Here is a 13,907-nt window from a genome sequence, read left to right on the forward strand (position 1 = left end):
AAAGGATGAAACCGCTACCCTGCATCCTCTGCGCGACAGCTCTGCTCTGCGCGCAGCCCATCTTGGCCTGCACACCGGAAGAGGCCACGCAGAAAAGAGAGCAACTGGCAGGCCTGGTGAGCCAGCTGACCGAGCAGAACGCTCAAAAGGCCAAGGAAATCAATGAAGAGCTTCAGCACATGGACCTCGGCACCGCCAGCAAGGACCTGCCGGACAAGTGCCAGTTGATCGACAAGCGCATCCAGGAACTTAAAGAAGCGGAAAGGAAAACCTGACGGCGCCTGGATCAGCGCCGCTGCTGGGCCTGCATGTACTGACGAAGCAACTGGTTGATGCGGGTCTGGTAGCCGGCGCCCTGCTCCTTGAACCAGGCCAGTACGTCGGCATCCAGGCGGATGGTGACCGTTTGCTTGGCGGGCACCCGCAGTTCGGCACGGCGAAAGAAGTCATCGTCGAGTTCGGGGATGTCCGAGGTATCGACCGGGGCTTGGTCTTGCTCACAGCTTATGGACGGTTTCGACATAGCGCGTTACCTCACGTCGTGTGGCTCTTCTGGCGGAAATGATGCGGATCACATCACCCTGCCGTTCGGTGCAGGCGACCACGCTGACCCACGCATTGATCCAGCCCATGCCGATCCAGCGTGCCTCCGGGTACTCGAATCGCTCATCGCGCAGCGCCAGCATCGGCTGGCGGAACATCTCGGGCACATCGTTGAAGTCGATCCCGTGCTTGCGGATGTTGAGCTGGTTCTTTTCCTCGTCCCATTCAAATCGCACGGGACAATCGTATTTACAGCTGTACATACGCTACTACTCCTTGGCTGCACATGCCAGAGGAGTGTGGCGGTCGGGCGACAAAATGCCCTGGCTGGAACAGGGTTTGGGAAATGGGCTACGCGCCCAGGGGAAAGAGGTGAAGCAACCCGCCACCGTTGCAGTGGCGGGCTCATTGCCGGAGGGGTTTACTCAGCCGCCGGCTTGCGCTTTTTCAGCGGCGCCAGGCCATCGGCGCTGGCCAGCGGCGCGTTGGCCTTCGGCTTGGCGGACGGCTTGCGCTTGGCGGCGCCCTTCTTGTCGGCGCCCGCCTTCTTCTCGGTCTTTTTCTTCTTGGTGCCGGCAGCCTTGCCCGAGGCCTTGACCTTCTTCGGACCGTTATAGGTACCCTTGACCTCCTTGATGACGCGGCGCTCGAACTGCTGCTTGAGGTAGCGTTCGATGCTCGACATCAGGTTCCAGTCGTTGTGGGTGATCAGCGAGATCGCCAGGCCTTCGCCGCCGGCACGGCCGGTGCGGCCAATACGGTGTACGTACTCGTCACCGCTGCGTGGCATGTCGAAGTTGATCACCAGGTCGAGGCCGTCGATGTCCAGGCCGCGGGCCGCGACGTCAGTGGCCACCAGCACCTTGGAGCCACCGTCCTTGAAGCGGTCGATGGCCAGCTTGCGGTCCTTCTGGTCCTTCTCGCCATGCAGGACGAACGCCTTGACCTCCTTGGCCACCAGGTGGCCGTAGATGCGGTCGGCCAGGGCGCGGGTGTTGGTGAAGATGATTGCCTTCTTGTAGGTCTCGTTGGCCAGCAGCCACTGCACGATCTGCTCTTTATGCTGGTCGTGGTCGGCGGTGATGATCTGCTGGCGCGTGCCTTCGGCGAGCTGCGAGACGCTGTTGAGCATCAGGTGCTCAGGGTCTTTGAGCACCTTGCCGATGATGTCACGCAGGGCAGCGCCACCGGTGGTGGCCGAGAACAGCAGGGTCTGCTTGCGGTTTTCGCACTCTTTGCACAGGCGTTCCATGTCTTCGGCAAAGCCCATGTCGAGCATGCGGTCGGCTTCGTCGAGGATCAGCACGTCAACGTGGGACAGGTCGAGGTTGCCGGCATTGAGCTGCTCGAGCAGTCGGCCCGGGGTGCCGATCAGCACGTCCGGCACCTTGCGCAGCATCGCCGCCTGTTCCTTGAAGTCTTCACCGCCGGTGACCAGCCCCGACTTGATATAGGTGAACTGGGAGAACAGTTGCACCTGCTTGAGGGTCTGCTGGGCCAACTCGCGGGTCGGCAGCAGGATCAGCGCACGGATTTCCACGCTTGGGCCGCTGCGGTCGACCAGGCGGTTGAGCAGTGGCAGCACGAAGGCGGCGGTCTTGCCGCTGCCGGTCTGCGCCGTCACCCGCAGGTCACGCCCTTGCAGGGCCAGGGGAATGGCCGCCGCCTGCACCGGGGTCGGCTCGACAAATTTCAGCTCGGCCACGGCTTTGAGCAGGCGTTCGTGCAGGGCGAATTGGGAAAACACGGGGTAACCTCGGGCAAGTGCGAAAAATTCAGTTGCATAGGGTAACGTTTTCCGTGGCCAGAACCGAATTTCTTTTGGCAACTTTGCGCCGATCCACGCTCTAATAACGCTTCGTACCGCAACACAGACCGTTTCCAATCCCATGGACATCCAACGCTTCTGGCGTGACGCCCTCGACCTCTGGGGCACGCTCGACCAACACCCCCTGCTGCACGCCGCCCTCGGCCTGGCCGTGCTGCTGCTCGTCTCGCTGCTGATCGGCCGTCTGGCGCGCTTCCTGATCCTGCACTCCACCCGCCTGCTAGGCCGCCAACAGGCACTCAGATGGCTGGACGATCTGCGCCACAACAAGGTGTTCCATCGTCTGGCCCAGACCACCCCGTCGCTGGTGGTGCAGTTCGGCCTGAAGCTGGTGCCGGAGCTGTCGGCCGCCGCCCAGCATTTTCTCGGCAATGTCGCGCTGGCCGTGACGCTGCTGTTCATGACCCGCGCCCTTTCCTGCCTGCTCGACGCGCTGCTGGACATCTACGCCCGCACCGAACATGCCCGCACCCGCTCGATCAAGGGCTACATGCAGCTGGCCAAGATGATGCTGTGGATCTTTGCCGCCATCGTCATCGTCGCCACCCTGATCGACCGCTCGCCACTGTTGCTGCTGTCCGGTCTGGGCGCCATGTCGGCGGTGCTGCTGTTGGTGTACAAGGACACCCTGCTGTCGTTCGTCGCCAGCGTGCAGCTGACCAGCAACGACATGCTGCATGTCGGCGACTGGATCGAAATGCCCCAGGCCGGCGCCGACGGCGACGTGGTCGACATCACCCTGCACACGGTCAAGGTGCAAAACTTCGACAAGACCATCGTCTCGATCCCCACCTGGCGCCTGATGAGCGAGTCGTTCCGCAATTACCGCGGCATGCAGCAATCCGGCGGGCGGCGGATCAAACGCAGCCTGTTCATCGACGCCGCCGGTGTGCGCTTCCTGAGCCCGGACGAAGAACAGCGCCTGGGACAGGTACGCCTGCTGGGCGACTACCTGGCGCAGAAGCGCCATGAACTGCATCACTGGAACGAAGCCCTGGGCCCGGTGGCGGAACTTTCGGCCAACCGCCGCAAGCTGACCAACATCGGCACCTTCCGCGCCTTCGCCCTGGCCTACCTGAAGAACCACCCCAACGTGCACCCGGACATGACCTGCATGGTCCGTCAGATGCAGACCACCGCCGAAGGTGTGCCGCTGGAGATCTACTGCTTCACTACCACCACGGCGTGGGCCGAATACGAGCGCATCCAGGGCGATATCTTCGACTACCTGCTGGCGGTATTGCCGGAGTTCGGCCTGAGCCTTTACCAGCAGCCGAGCGGCAACGACATGCGCGTGGGGCTGGCGGCCAGGCCGCCTATGGTGACCTCGACGCGGGAATTCGACGAAGCCTGATTCGGGATGCGTAAGAGCCGGCTTGCCCCGCGAAAAGGCTGACACGGCCAATCGCTGGGCAAGCCCGCACCCACTGACCTCGAAAAAAATTTGGGCAGCACACCAGGGTCTTGTGCGCTCACAAAGCACAACGAAACAATTAGTTACAAGTATTTCAGAATTATTAAACGCCTGCCTTCGATAAATACGAATACCCGCCTCACCCCGCTTCTCCTAACCTGCAGCGAACAGGCCGCCCCAATGACAGGCGGCACGGTATCGGACAAAGGACTACGAGCAAGCGATGCGTCAGGACATATCCCTGGAAAAACCACTCGACGAGCCGGACCGCAGCGACCCAGCCAACCGCCGCAAGGCACTGGCCGCCGGCAGCCTGGCCCATGGCGTGCACGATGGCCTTACCGACGTTATCTATGTGTTGCTGCCCATCTGGCAGGCCGCCTTCGGCCTGAGCTATGCCCAGGTCGGCCTGCTGCGCGGCGCCTACGCCGGGATGATGGCCGGCTTCCAGTTGCTGGCCAGCCGCGGTGCGCGCAAATGGGGCCGCGAAACCCTGCTTGTCAGGGGCACCGCCCTTGCGGGCTTCGCCTACCTGCTGGCGGCCCAGGCCACGGACATCAATCTGCTGCTGCTGGCGCTGATGATCGGTGGCCTTGGCGCCAGCACCCAGCACCCGCTGGCTTCGGCGCTGGTGTCCGACGCCTACGAGGGCAGCGGGCGGGTCAAGCAGGCGCTGGCCCAGTACAACTTCGCCGGGGATATCGGCAAGGCGGTCATCCCCGGCCTGACCGGGCTGGTGCTGGTTTACATCTCCTGGCAAACCAACGCCACCCTGCTCGGCGTGCTCGGTATCGCCGCCGCCTTCGCCTTGTGGTGGCTGATGCCGAAGAACCAGGCCCACGAAACCGCCAACAAGAAGACCAAGGTCGCCGACGTGACCGGCACGCCAGCCGGCCTGATGGCGCTGATCGCCACCGGCAGCATCGACAGCGGCGTGCGCATGGGCTTTTTGACCTTCCTGCCGTTCCTGCTGCAGAGCAAGGGCGCCAGCACCGAACACATCGGCCTGGCCCTGGCCCTGCTGTTCATCGGCGGCGCCTTCGGCAAGCTGTTCTGCGGCTACCTTGGCGCGCGCCTGGGGCCGGTACGCACGGTGATCTGCACGGAAGTGCTGACCGCGCTGCTGATCCTGCTGGCACTGGTATTGCCCTATGGCGCCCTGATGCTGGTGATGCCGCTGATCGGCGTGGCGCTCAACGGCACCTCGTCGGTACTTGGCGGCCTGGTTCCGGATTTCGCCCCACGGGACCGACGCGACCGGGTATTCGCCTGGTTCTACACCGGCACCGTGGGCGGCGGCGCCCTCGCCCCGGTGCTGATCGGCGCGATATCCGACCAGGCCGGCGTCACCGAAGGCCTGGTGGTGCTGGCCTGCGTGCTGCTGTTGACCTTGCCGCTGTGCCTGGTGATCTACAACGGCATGAAGGGACTGCCGCGCCGCTGATCCGCAACATCGGTCCAGATCTAGAACAACAAGGACGTCAATCATGAACAACGGACTGTCGCAACGATCCGCGCGTATCAGCGCGCCCGGCACCTCAAGCATGCGCAGCAAGGCCAACGCACTGCGTGATGCTGGTATCAAGGTGATCAACTTCGCCGCCGGCGAGCTGTCCAGCGACGCCGCTCCGGACATGCGCCACGGCGCCATCGCGGCGGTCCACGAACAGTGGAACCGCTACACCCCGCCACTGGGCAATCCGCGGCTGCGCCAGGCCCTGGCCAGCAGCGTCAGCCAGCGCCTGGGCGTCGACTACAGCGCCGATGAGATCGCGGTGTCCAGCGGTGCCAAGCAAGCCCTGTTCAACAGCGCCATGGTGCTGTTCGATCCGGGTGATGAAGTGATCATCCCGCGCCCCTACTGGGAAACCTTTCCCACCCAGGTCGAACTGGCCGGCGCCTGCCCGGTGTTCGTCGACACCAAAGGCGACAACCACAGCCTGCGCGGCGCGGCGGTCAAGGCCGCCGTGTCGCCGCGCAGCAAGGCGATCATCATCAACACCCCCAATAACCCCACCGGGGTGGTCTATGCCCCGCGGGAACTGATCGCCATCGGTGAACTGGCCCTGGAACACAAACTCTGGGTGATCTTCGACGAGTGCTACCGCAGCCTGCTGCGCAACGGCCAGCAGCACCACAACCTGGTCGCGCTGCTGCCCGAGCTCAAGGCCTCGACCATCATCATCGACTCGTTCTCCAAAAGCCAGGCAGTGACCGGCTGGCGCCTGGGCTATGCCTGCGCGCCGAAGGCAGTGGTCGCGGCCATGCACAACCTGCAGGCCCACACCACCTCCAACCCCAGCAGCCTGGCCCAGTATGCGGCGCTCAACGCCCTGGACGGCGATGGCGCGCGGCAGTTCGGTGCCGAGGTCAATGCCCAGCTCGATCGGCAACTGGCTATCGCCACGGCGCTGCTCGGCAAACTCGAGACCATCCGCTTTTCGCCACCGCAGGGCGCGTTCTACCTCTACCTGGATATCACCCGCCTGCTCGGCAAGCGCTACCAGGGCGAGGCGATCCGCGACGCCAGCCACCTCTGCGAGCTGTTGCTGACCGAGGCGCGCATCGCCCTGGTGCCCGGCTGCAGCAATGGCGACCCGTGCGCCGTGCGGCTCTCCTACTCGGTAAGCCCGCAGGACCTCGAGGAGGGCCTGGGCCGCTTCACCGACTTTATCGCAACGCTTGCCTGACCCCGGACTTTCCACCACCCGCGAGAACATGACATGAAGAAAACGGATTTCATGCTGTCATTCGTCGACCAGGCCCTGACCGATGTGCAGGACAAACAGCTGGCCAGCGCCCTGAAAAAAGGCTTCGAGGTGCACGCCGACCTGCTGGAGGAGTACCTCGATACCTACCAGCGCATCACCGCCAAACCCTGGTCACGGGAAAGCCTGTGCACCTTCTTCTGTGGCTGGCGCAGCCCGGACGGTGCCGCCCATGCGGTTTCAAGCATCATCGTGCGCTTGCTTCAGGAGTCCGAGGCCATCGACGATCCCCAGGCTCGACTGCTGTTGCTGGACGCCGCCCGTCACTGCGGCGAGATCATCGTCGAGGACATCGGCCTGGGCGAGATGCACGGCCATCCGCATCACTCCAAACTCTATGCGCGCATGGCCACCGCCATCTGCGGCTCGGACGACTGGCGCCTGCAGGACCGCTACCTGGACCCGGTGACCAAGGAATTCTCCACCTGGGTGGGCAACAAGCGGCCGCTCGCCCCGCAACTGGTAGAGGCCATCGAGATGATGGCGATGACCGAATTGTTCAATACCGGGGAGTACAACGTGATGACGCCCCTGTGGAAGGACTGGCTCAAGGAGGCGCAGGGCAAGACGCCAGGCGAGGCGCATCGCATCGCCTCGTTCCTCAGCGTGCATTGCGGCGCGGTCGAGGCGCAGCATTTCTTCCATGCCACCAGCGCCCTCGAACTCTACTGCCGCGCCACCCGCCAGGCACTGGACCACACACGCATCGAGGCACTGTCCTGCGAATACGTGAAAAGAGCCTGCGAACACCTGAACAAGATGGAGTCGGTGCTCGCCGCCTGACAGATACCTCGCTACAGGGATGAGGCATATGAACGTGATCAAGCGTGACGCGCGCATCGACCTGCGCCAGTTGTTCAGTGAAAAAGCCTGCCTGCGGGTACTCGAGGCACACAGCCCGATCTCGGCCATGCTGGCCAAGAGCGTGCGCCTCGACGCCGGCGACACCAGCCTGGGCTACGATGCCATCTGGTCCAGTTCGCTGACGGACTCGACCCAGCGCTGCCTGCCGGACATCGAGATCCTCTCGCCCAGCGACCGCCTGGAACGGCTGAACGAAATCCTCGCGGTCTGCGACCTGCCGCTGATCTACGACGCCGACACCGGTGGCAAGATCGAGCACTTCGCCATCCATGTGCAGTGGCTGGCCCGAGCCGGGGTGTCGGCGATCGTCATCGAAGACAAATGCGGGCTGAAGAAGAACTCGTTGCTGGGCCTGAGCGTGCACCAGGAGCAGGAAACCGTGGAGCACTTCTGCGACAAGATCAGGGTCGGCACCCACCATCGCCTGGGGGGCTCGATGATGATCTTCGCCCGCTGCGAGAGCCTGATCCTGGAAAAAGGCCTGGATGACGCCCTCGCACGCTGTCGGGCCTACACCGAGGCCGGCGCCGACGGCATCATGATCCACAGCCGCAAGAGCACGGGCGAGGAGATCCTCGAATTCGCCCGCCGCTTCAAGCAGACCCACCCGCACACACCCCTGGTCTGCGTGCCGACCAGCTACCCGCAACTGACCTTCTCGTGCCTGGCCAATGCCGGTTTCAATGCGGTGATCTACGCCAACCACATGCTGCGCGGCGCCTACTCGGCCATGCGTCAGGTCGCCACCAGCATCCTCGAGCACGACCGGGCCTATGAGATCGAGCCGGCCTGCATGCCCATCGATGAAATCCTCAGCCTGGTGCCCGGTACACGATGACCACCCCATAGGGGCCGCTGTGCGGCCCCTTTGCCGGGTTTGCTCAGGCGGCGCCCAGGTAGGAAACCAGTTCGGTGACATGCCGTGGCATGCGTTCGAAATGCCTGACCAGCATCATGTGCTGCTGGCGTGCCCAGGTTTCATCGAGGCGTCGGGCCACCAGGCCACAGCCATCGAGATAAGGCTGTACCGCCGCATCCGGCGCGATACCGATACCGACCCCTTCGGCAATCATCCGGCACAGCGACTCGACCCCCGACACCTTGATCCTGAACTGGGCCGCGACGCCATCGATATCGGCCTGCTGCTCGATCAGACGGCACAGTGCACTGTCGCTCGCCAACCCGACCTGCGGGTGGCGCAGCACTTCGCCCAGGCGCAATGAGGCGCTGGCAGCCAATGCATGATGCCTGGGCAGCACCGCCACATAGTTGAGCACCGGCAGGGCGATCGAGGCGCAACCCTCCACAGGGTCACTGCCGAGCACCACGCCCATGTCAACGGCGCCCTCGCGAATGCCGCGTACGATATCCACGGCCGTGCGTTGCTGCAGGTCGATAGCGACATTGGCGTGATCGGCGAGATAGCGCACCAGCCGGCGCTGGGTCGACTCGAATGCGCTGAAACCTGCGACATACATGCGCATGTTTGCCCCGTCAGCCTCTTCGCGGTGGTCGAATTCGGCCTTGAGCACTTCGAGCTGGCGCAGGATCTTGCGGGCATGGATCAACAACCGCTGACCTGCCAGGGTCAGCACCAGCCCTTTGTGCTGGCGATGGAAAAGCCCCTCGCCAAGCTCGGCTTCCATCGACTTGATGCGCATGCTGGCGGCCCCTGGCGAGAGGCATGCACGCTTGGCACCCTGGGTCAGGCTGGGGGACTCGGCGATCTTGATGAACAGTTTCAGGTCGGTCAGGTCAAGGTTCACGGTCTCTTCCTTGTAGTGTCAGGCAAATCCATTGTCGGAACGGGCGATCTTGAGCCGCCTGCGTCCATCTTGCCTGCCACCGTCGGCCGGGCAAAGCCTGCCTTGGTATTGCCCCCGTGAATGTGACGAAGGCGCCCTGCGGGCGCCTTCTTCTCGTGCAGAGACCTCAGCGCGACGAGGCAGCCCCCGGCAGCCCTGCCCGCAGCCCCCCAAGGCGGCTCAACCAGACCGATGCGAGAATCACCGTACCGCCAATGGCCAGGCGCCCGAGCGGTTCGTCCTGGTTCCAGATCAGCAGGTTGAGCAGCAAGCCCACCGGCACATGCAGGTTGTTCATCACCGCCAGGGTGGCGCCGGAGACCAGGCAAGCGCCCTTGTTCCACCAGTACAACCCCAGCGCCGTCGGGCACAGGCCGAGGAACAACAGCACCAGCCACTGGGTGTCAGTGCTCGGCAGGTGCTGGGTATTGCCGAACAGCAGGAAGGCCGGCAACACCACCAGCAACGCGCCCAGGTAGAAATAGCCGAACCGGCGGTAGTGCGGCAGGTCGCTGGGGTGGCGGGCCACCAGATGACGGTACAGCACCTGGCCGGCGGCGTAGGTGAAATTGGCCAGCTGCAGCAGCAGGAAACCGATGAAGAACTCGCCGGTGACCGTGTCGAAGCGGATCACCGCCGCGCCGGCCACCGCCACCAGGGCGGCGAGCAGCGCCCAGGGGTTGAAGCGCCGGTTCAGGGCATCCTCGATCAAGGTCACATGCAGCGGGGTGAGGATGGTGAACAACAGCACCTCCGGCACCGTCAGCACGCGGAAGCTGAGGTATAGGCAGACATAGGTGATGCCGTACTGCAGCGCACCGATCAGCAGCATCGAGCGCATGAAGCGTGGTTCGACCTGGCGCCAGCGGGTCAGTGGCAGGAACACCAACCCGGCCAGCACCACCCGCATCAGCACGGCGAAGTAGCTGTCGACATGGCCGGCCAGGTATTCGCCGATCAGGTTGAAGGAGTACGCCTGGATCAGCGCGACGATTATCAGGTAGCCCATGGTTGGCCCTCGTGGATCAAGGCGGGGACCTTAGCGGGTTGGGCCTGGGCAGTTCAACCATGGGGATTGTGGGGCTGCTGCGCAGCCCATCGCCGGCAAGCCGGCTCCCACACCGACCGCACAATTCTCAAGGACTGCGCTGTATCCATGAGCTGGCTTGTCGGCGATCAGGCCGGCACAGGATGCGCACTGTCTGTGAGCAAAAAAAGCCCGGCCATCTCTATGGCCGGGCAGGCACACCCAAAGGAGCAACAAGGTGTCAGGGTTGGGAATTCGTCGCGGCTCAGGCCACCGCGGCCAGCTTGGCCTTGGCCTGGTTCAGGCCTTTCTCGTGGAACTCGCCGCTCATGTTCAGCCCCTCGGCATGAATGAAGTCCACGTCATGGATACCGATGAAAGCCATCACCTGGCGCAGGTAGGGTTCCTGGTGATCGCTGCTGGCACCGGCATGGATACCGCCGCGGGCGGTCAGCACGATGGCGCGCTTGCCGTTGAGCAGTCCCTGGGGGCCGGTCGGGGTGTACTTGAAGGTGATGCCGGCGCGCAGCACGTGGTCAAGCCAGGCTTTCAGGGTGCTGGGGATGGTGAAGTTGTACATCGGCGCAGCCATCACCAGTACGTCGGCGGCCAGCAATTCGTCGGTTAGCACGTTGGAGCGCTCAAGTGCCTCACGCTCGGTGGTGCTGCGCTGTTCCTCGGGCTTCATCCAGCCGCCGAGCAAGTTGGCGTCCAGATGCGGCACGGGGTTCACGGCCAGGTCGCGCACCTTGATCTCGTCGGCCGGATGCGCTGCTTGCCATTGCTGGATGAAGTCCTGGGTCAGTTTACGAGAAACGGAATCCTGCTGGCGGGCGCTGCTTTCGATGATCAGAACGTGGGACATGGGAGCCTCCATCGGCGGTAAGGGGTGGCGATTCGATGGAGGTGAGATTAGTGGTTGACCTATCGATAAAAAAGCGTAAAAAGTGGGGTCAACCTATCGATTAATCTGTTTTATTCCGCTTTGCAGTCAAGCACGATGCGCAGCCTGATGATCTGCCGGTTGAACTTGGCGGTGACATCCACGCTCCTGCCGGCGGGCACGTTGACCCGGCGCACCCGTGGCGCCTCGGGGCCGTTGCGGAAAATGACCTTGCACGCCGCCGGCACCTGCCCATAGTTGTTGAGGCTGATCGAGCCGATGTCGTAGGCCGTGTCGTAGGCGGTGTAGTCGACCTTGACCCCGGTCAGGTCCTTCTCCACGTCGATCGGGTAAGCCATGGCCCCGAGGGGCAGGCACAACAGCAAAGCCGCACAACATTTCTTCATACGGGCGCTCTCCTTGGGAAGAGCGCAGCTTAGGACAACAGGAGCCCTGGATGAAAGCACCGCGCGTTACCCTGGATCAGTGGCGGACCTTGCAGGCGGTGGTCGACCACGGCGGGTTCGCCCAGGCCGCCGAGGCCCTGCACCGCTCGCAATCGTCGGTGAGCTACACCGTGGCGCGCATGCAGGAACAACTGGGCGTGCCGCTGCTGCGCATCGATGGGCGCAAGGCGGTGCTGACCGAGGCCGGTAGCGTGCTGCTGCGCCGCTCGCGGCAACTGGTCAAACAGGCCAGCCAACTGGAAGACCTGGCTCATCACATGGAGCAGGGCTGGGAAGCCGAGGTGCGCCTGGTGGTCGACGCCGCCTACCCCAGCGCCCGACTGGTGCGCGCCCTGGCGGCGTTCATGCCGCAGAGCCGCGGTTGCCGGGTGCGCCTGCGTGAAGAGGTGCTGTCCGGGGTCGAGGAAGTGCTGCACGAAGGCATCGCCGACCTTGCCATCAGCAGCTTCAACATCGGCGGTTACCTGGGCACTGAACTGAGCCCGGTGGAGTTCATCGCCGTCGCCCATCCCGAGCATGCCCTGCACCGCATGGGCCGCGAAATCACCTTCCAGGACCTGGAAAGCCAGCTGCAGGTGGTGATCCGCGACTCCGGTCGGGCCCAGCCGCGTGATGTCGGCTGGCTCGGCGCCGAGCAGCGCTGGACGGTGGGCAGCCTGGGTACCGCAGCCACCTTCGTCGGCAGCGGCCTGGGCTTTGCCTGGCTGCCCCGGCACATGATCGAGCGCGAGCTGCGCGAAGGCGTGCTCAAGCCCCTGCCGCTGGATCAGGGTGGCAGCCGCCATCCACTGTTCTACCTTTACTCCAGCAAGGAAAAGACCTTGGGCCCGGCCACGCAGATTCTCATCGAATTGCTGCGCAACTTCGACACCGCGCCGCTGGACGTGCCCTTCGCAGCCCCCCCGCAAGCCTGAGAGGACCGCGCCCATGGCCGTTTTCGAACAGCAAGGATGCCAGTTGCATTACGAGGAACACGGTCAGGGCGAGCCCCTGGTGCTGCTGCACGGGCTGGGTTCGAGCAGCCAGGACTGGGAACTGCAGGTGCCCGAGCTCGCCCGCCAGTACCGGGTGATCCTCATGGACATCCGTGGCCACGGGCAATCGTCCAAGCCTCGCTCGGGCTACCAGATAAAGACTTTCAGCGAGGATCTGCTGGCCTTGCTCCGTCACCTGGACACCGGCCCGGTGCACTTCGTGGGCCTGTCCATGGGCGGCATGGTCGGTTTCCAGTTCGCCGTCGACCACCCCGAGTGGCTGCGTAGCCTGTGCATCGTCAACAGTGCCCCGCAGGTCAAGCGCCGCACCCGCAGCGACTGGATCTGGTGGCTCAAGCGCTGGGGACTGGCGCGCCTGCTCAGCGTCGAGACCGTCGGCAAGGGTCTGGCCGAACGGCTGTTTCCCAAGCCGGAGCAGGCCGAACTGCGGCGCAAGATGGCCGAGCGCTGGGCGCGCAACGACAAGCGTGCGTATCTGAAAAGCTTCGACGCCATCGTCGACTGGGGCGTACAGGAACGCATCGGCCAGATCCGCTGTCCCACCCTGGTGATCGCCGCCGACCACGATTACACACCGATACAACTGAAAGAACGTTACGTCGCCCTGATGCCCAACGCCAGACTGGCGGTCATCGACGATTCGCGGCACGCTACGCCCCTGGACCAACCTGAGGTCTTCAACCAGACCCTGCTGCAGTTCCTCGCAGCCGCTTCCACCTCTCAAGGATCATTGAGCCCATGCTGAAAAAACTTCTGCTCACCGCCTGCTCGGTCGCCTTCGCCACCAGCGTCATGGCCTCCGACAAGACCCCGCACGTTGAGCTGGTCACCAGCTTCGGCAAGATCGAGATCGAGCTGAACGCAGAAAAAGCGCCGATCAGTACCAAGAACTTCCTCCAGTACGTGGACAGCGGCTTCTACAACAACACCATCTTCCACCGTGTGATCCCTGGCTTCATGGTCCAGGGCGGTGGCTTCACCGAGCAGATGGTGCAGAAGCCGACCAAGGATCCGATCCGCAACGAGGCCAGCAACGGCCTGCAGAACACCCGTGGCACCCTGTCCATGGCTCGTACCTCCGACCCGAACTCGGCCACCAGCCAGTTCTTCATCAACGTCGCCGACAACGACTTCCTCAACCCGGGCCGCGACCGTGGCTACGCCGTGTTCGGCAAGGTCACCAAGGGCATGGAGGTGGTCGACCAGATCGTCAACTCGCCGACCACCGTCAAGAAAGGCATGCGCGATGTGCCGGCCGACCCGGTGTACATCAAGTCGGCCAAACGCATCGACTGATCCCGCACCACACAGGG

At 63.8% G+C, this 13,907-nt stretch carries 16 protein-coding genes; 9 read left to right on the plus strand and 7 right to left on the minus strand.

Features of this window, described 5'->3' with window-relative positions; all coding sequences use genetic code 11:
- Positions 1 to 5: 5 nt before the first annotated feature.
- Positions 6 to 275, plus strand: coding sequence for a hypothetical protein (locus LOY42_RS19205; RefSeq protein ID WP_139672912.1), 270 nt, complete (start codon positions 6 to 8; stop codon positions 273 to 275).
- A gap of 11 nt (positions 276 to 286) precedes the next feature.
- Here LOY42_RS19205 and LOY42_RS19210 read toward each other — a convergent pair whose 3' ends face one another.
- The 3 genes from LOY42_RS19210 to LOY42_RS19220 all read right to left on the minus strand — a co-directional run bounded on the left by LOY42_RS19210 (position 287) and on the right by LOY42_RS19220 (position 2,290).
- Positions 287 to 523 carry a BrnA antitoxin family protein gene (locus LOY42_RS19210; protein WP_069016961.1) on the minus strand — a complete coding sequence of 79 codons (237 nt, stop codon included), beginning with the start codon at positions 521 to 523 and terminating at the stop codon, positions 287 to 289.
- Complete coding sequence (locus tag LOY42_RS19215) at positions 498 to 779, minus strand: BrnT family toxin (RefSeq protein ID WP_139673221.1); 282 nt, start codon at positions 777 to 779, stop codon at positions 498 to 500. The genes LOY42_RS19210 and LOY42_RS19215 overlap by 26 nt, the downstream gene beginning before the upstream one ends.
- A gap of 185 nt (positions 780 to 964) precedes the next feature.
- Complete coding sequence (locus LOY42_RS19220) at positions 965 to 2,290, minus strand: DEAD/DEAH box helicase (RefSeq protein WP_023631179.1); 1,326 nt, start codon at positions 2,288 to 2,290, stop codon at positions 965 to 967.
- Positions 2,291 to 2,432: 142 nt separating this feature from the next.
- Between LOY42_RS19220 and LOY42_RS19225 the strand changes: the two genes are divergently transcribed.
- From LOY42_RS19225 to aepX, 5 genes are all read left to right on the plus strand, one after another.
- The gene (locus tag LOY42_RS19225) at positions 2,433 to 3,725 is read left to right on the plus strand and encodes a mechanosensitive ion channel family protein (RefSeq protein ID WP_139672915.1); all 1,293 of its coding nucleotides are present in this window, start codon (positions 2,433 to 2,435) and stop codon (positions 3,723 to 3,725) included.
- 283 nt (positions 3,726 to 4,008) lie between these two features.
- Complete coding sequence (locus LOY42_RS19230) at positions 4,009 to 5,229, plus strand: MFS transporter (protein ID WP_139672918.1); 1,221 nt, start codon at positions 4,009 to 4,011, stop codon at positions 5,227 to 5,229.
- A 43-nt stretch (positions 5,230 to 5,272) separates the two neighbouring features.
- Positions 5,273 to 6,475 carry a pyridoxal phosphate-dependent aminotransferase gene (locus tag LOY42_RS19235; RefSeq protein WP_258598868.1) on the plus strand — a complete coding sequence of 401 codons (1,203 nt, stop codon included), beginning with the start codon at positions 5,273 to 5,275 and terminating at the stop codon, positions 6,473 to 6,475.
- 33 nt (positions 6,476 to 6,508) lie between these two features.
- Entirely contained in the window at positions 6,509 to 7,336 is an 828-nt protein-coding gene (locus tag LOY42_RS19240; RefSeq protein ID WP_139672924.1) for a hypothetical protein, read from the plus strand.
- A 28-nt stretch (positions 7,337 to 7,364) separates the two neighbouring features.
- Positions 7,365 to 8,255, plus strand: coding sequence for a phosphoenolpyruvate mutase (aepX, locus tag LOY42_RS19245; protein ID WP_139672927.1), 891 nt, complete (start codon positions 7,365 to 7,367; stop codon positions 8,253 to 8,255).
- Between the two features lie 43 nt (positions 8,256 to 8,298).
- Here aepX and LOY42_RS19250 read toward each other — a convergent pair whose 3' ends face one another.
- From LOY42_RS19250 to LOY42_RS19265, 4 genes are all read right to left on the minus strand, one after another.
- A complete protein-coding gene (locus LOY42_RS19250) occupies positions 8,299 to 9,183 on the minus strand; it encodes a LysR family transcriptional regulator (protein ID WP_139672930.1) in 885 nt (294 codons plus the stop codon).
- A gap of 166 nt (positions 9,184 to 9,349) precedes the next feature.
- Positions 9,350 to 10,231 (minus strand): carboxylate/amino acid/amine transporter, encoded by an 882-nt coding sequence (locus LOY42_RS19255; RefSeq protein ID WP_139672933.1) that lies wholly within the window; start codon positions 10,229 to 10,231, stop codon positions 9,350 to 9,352.
- A gap of 283 nt (positions 10,232 to 10,514) precedes the next feature.
- Positions 10,515 to 11,114 carry an FMN-dependent NADH-azoreductase gene (locus LOY42_RS19260; protein ID WP_139672937.1) on the minus strand — a complete coding sequence of 200 codons (600 nt, stop codon included), beginning with the start codon at positions 11,112 to 11,114 and terminating at the stop codon, positions 10,515 to 10,517.
- A 110-nt stretch (positions 11,115 to 11,224) separates the two neighbouring features.
- The gene (locus tag LOY42_RS19265; RefSeq protein ID WP_139672940.1) at positions 11,225 to 11,539 is read right to left on the minus strand and encodes a 3-phosphoglycerate kinase; all 315 of its coding nucleotides are present in this window, start codon (positions 11,537 to 11,539) and stop codon (positions 11,225 to 11,227) included.
- A 50-nt stretch (positions 11,540 to 11,589) separates the two neighbouring features.
- On the opposite strand from LOY42_RS19265, the gene LOY42_RS19270 reads away from it, so the two are divergent.
- Genes LOY42_RS19270 through LOY42_RS19280 form a run of 3 tightly spaced genes read left to right on the plus strand, consistent with a single transcriptional unit; the run spans position 11,590 to position 13,890 of the window.
- Positions 11,590 to 12,513 carry a LysR family transcriptional regulator gene (locus tag LOY42_RS19270; protein ID WP_028693074.1) on the plus strand — a complete coding sequence of 308 codons (924 nt, stop codon included), beginning with the start codon at positions 11,590 to 11,592 and terminating at the stop codon, positions 12,511 to 12,513.
- A gap of 13 nt (positions 12,514 to 12,526) precedes the next feature.
- Positions 12,527 to 13,339 (plus strand): alpha/beta fold hydrolase, encoded by an 813-nt coding sequence (locus LOY42_RS19275; protein ID WP_139672943.1) that lies wholly within the window; start codon positions 12,527 to 12,529, stop codon positions 13,337 to 13,339.
- On the plus strand, positions 13,333 to 13,890 hold the full coding sequence (locus tag LOY42_RS19280; RefSeq protein WP_102684413.1) for a peptidylprolyl isomerase: 558 nt from the start codon (positions 13,333 to 13,335) through the stop codon (positions 13,888 to 13,890). Before LOY42_RS19275 ends, LOY42_RS19280 begins: the two co-directional genes overlap by 7 nt.
- Positions 13,891 to 13,907: the final 17 nt, after the last annotated feature.

The sequence above is a fragment of the Pseudomonas sp. B21-023 genome, from assembly GCF_024749165.1.
Lineage (GTDB): Bacteria > Pseudomonadota > Gammaproteobacteria > Pseudomonadales > Pseudomonadaceae > Aquipseudomonas.

What these genes read in the sequence shown, in the direction of transcription:
- LOY42_RS19260 (WP_139672937.1), bottom strand. Translation starts at nt 11,114, where the DNA reads ATGTCCCACGTTCTGATCATCGAAAGCAGCGCCCGCCAGCAGGATTCC.
- LOY42_RS19235 (WP_258598868.1), top strand. Translation starts at nt 5,273, where the DNA reads ATGAACAACGGACTGTCGCAACGATCCGCGCGTATCAGCGCGCCCGGC.
- LOY42_RS19265 (WP_139672940.1), bottom strand. Translation starts at nt 11,539, where the DNA reads ATGAAGAAATGTTGTGCGGCTTTGCTGTTGTGCCTGCCCCTCGGGGCC.
- LOY42_RS19275 (WP_139672943.1), top strand. Translation starts at nt 12,527, where the DNA reads ATGGCCGTTTTCGAACAGCAAGGATGCCAGTTGCATTACGAGGAACAC.
- LOY42_RS19280 (WP_102684413.1), top strand. Translation starts at nt 13,333, where the DNA reads ATGCTGAAAAAACTTCTGCTCACCGCCTGCTCGGTCGCCTTCGCCACC.
- LOY42_RS19225 (WP_139672915.1), top strand. Translation starts at nt 2,433, where the DNA reads ATGGACATCCAACGCTTCTGGCGTGACGCCCTCGACCTCTGGGGCACG.
- LOY42_RS19255 (WP_139672933.1), bottom strand. Translation starts at nt 10,231, where the DNA reads ATGGGCTACCTGATAATCGTCGCGCTGATCCAGGCGTACTCCTTCAAC.
- LOY42_RS19210 (WP_069016961.1), bottom strand. Translation starts at nt 523, where the DNA reads ATGTCGAAACCGTCCATAAGCTGTGAGCAAGACCAAGCCCCGGTCGAT.
- LOY42_RS19205 (WP_139672912.1), top strand. Translation starts at nt 6, where the DNA reads ATGAAACCGCTACCCTGCATCCTCTGCGCGACAGCTCTGCTCTGCGCG.
- LOY42_RS19230 (WP_139672918.1), top strand. Translation starts at nt 4,009, where the DNA reads ATGCGTCAGGACATATCCCTGGAAAAACCACTCGACGAGCCGGACCGC.
- LOY42_RS19270 (WP_028693074.1), top strand. Translation starts at nt 11,590, where the DNA reads ATGAAAGCACCGCGCGTTACCCTGGATCAGTGGCGGACCTTGCAGGCG.
- LOY42_RS19240 (WP_139672924.1), top strand. Translation starts at nt 6,509, where the DNA reads ATGAAGAAAACGGATTTCATGCTGTCATTCGTCGACCAGGCCCTGACC.
- aepX (WP_139672927.1), top strand. Translation starts at nt 7,365, where the DNA reads ATGAACGTGATCAAGCGTGACGCGCGCATCGACCTGCGCCAGTTGTTC.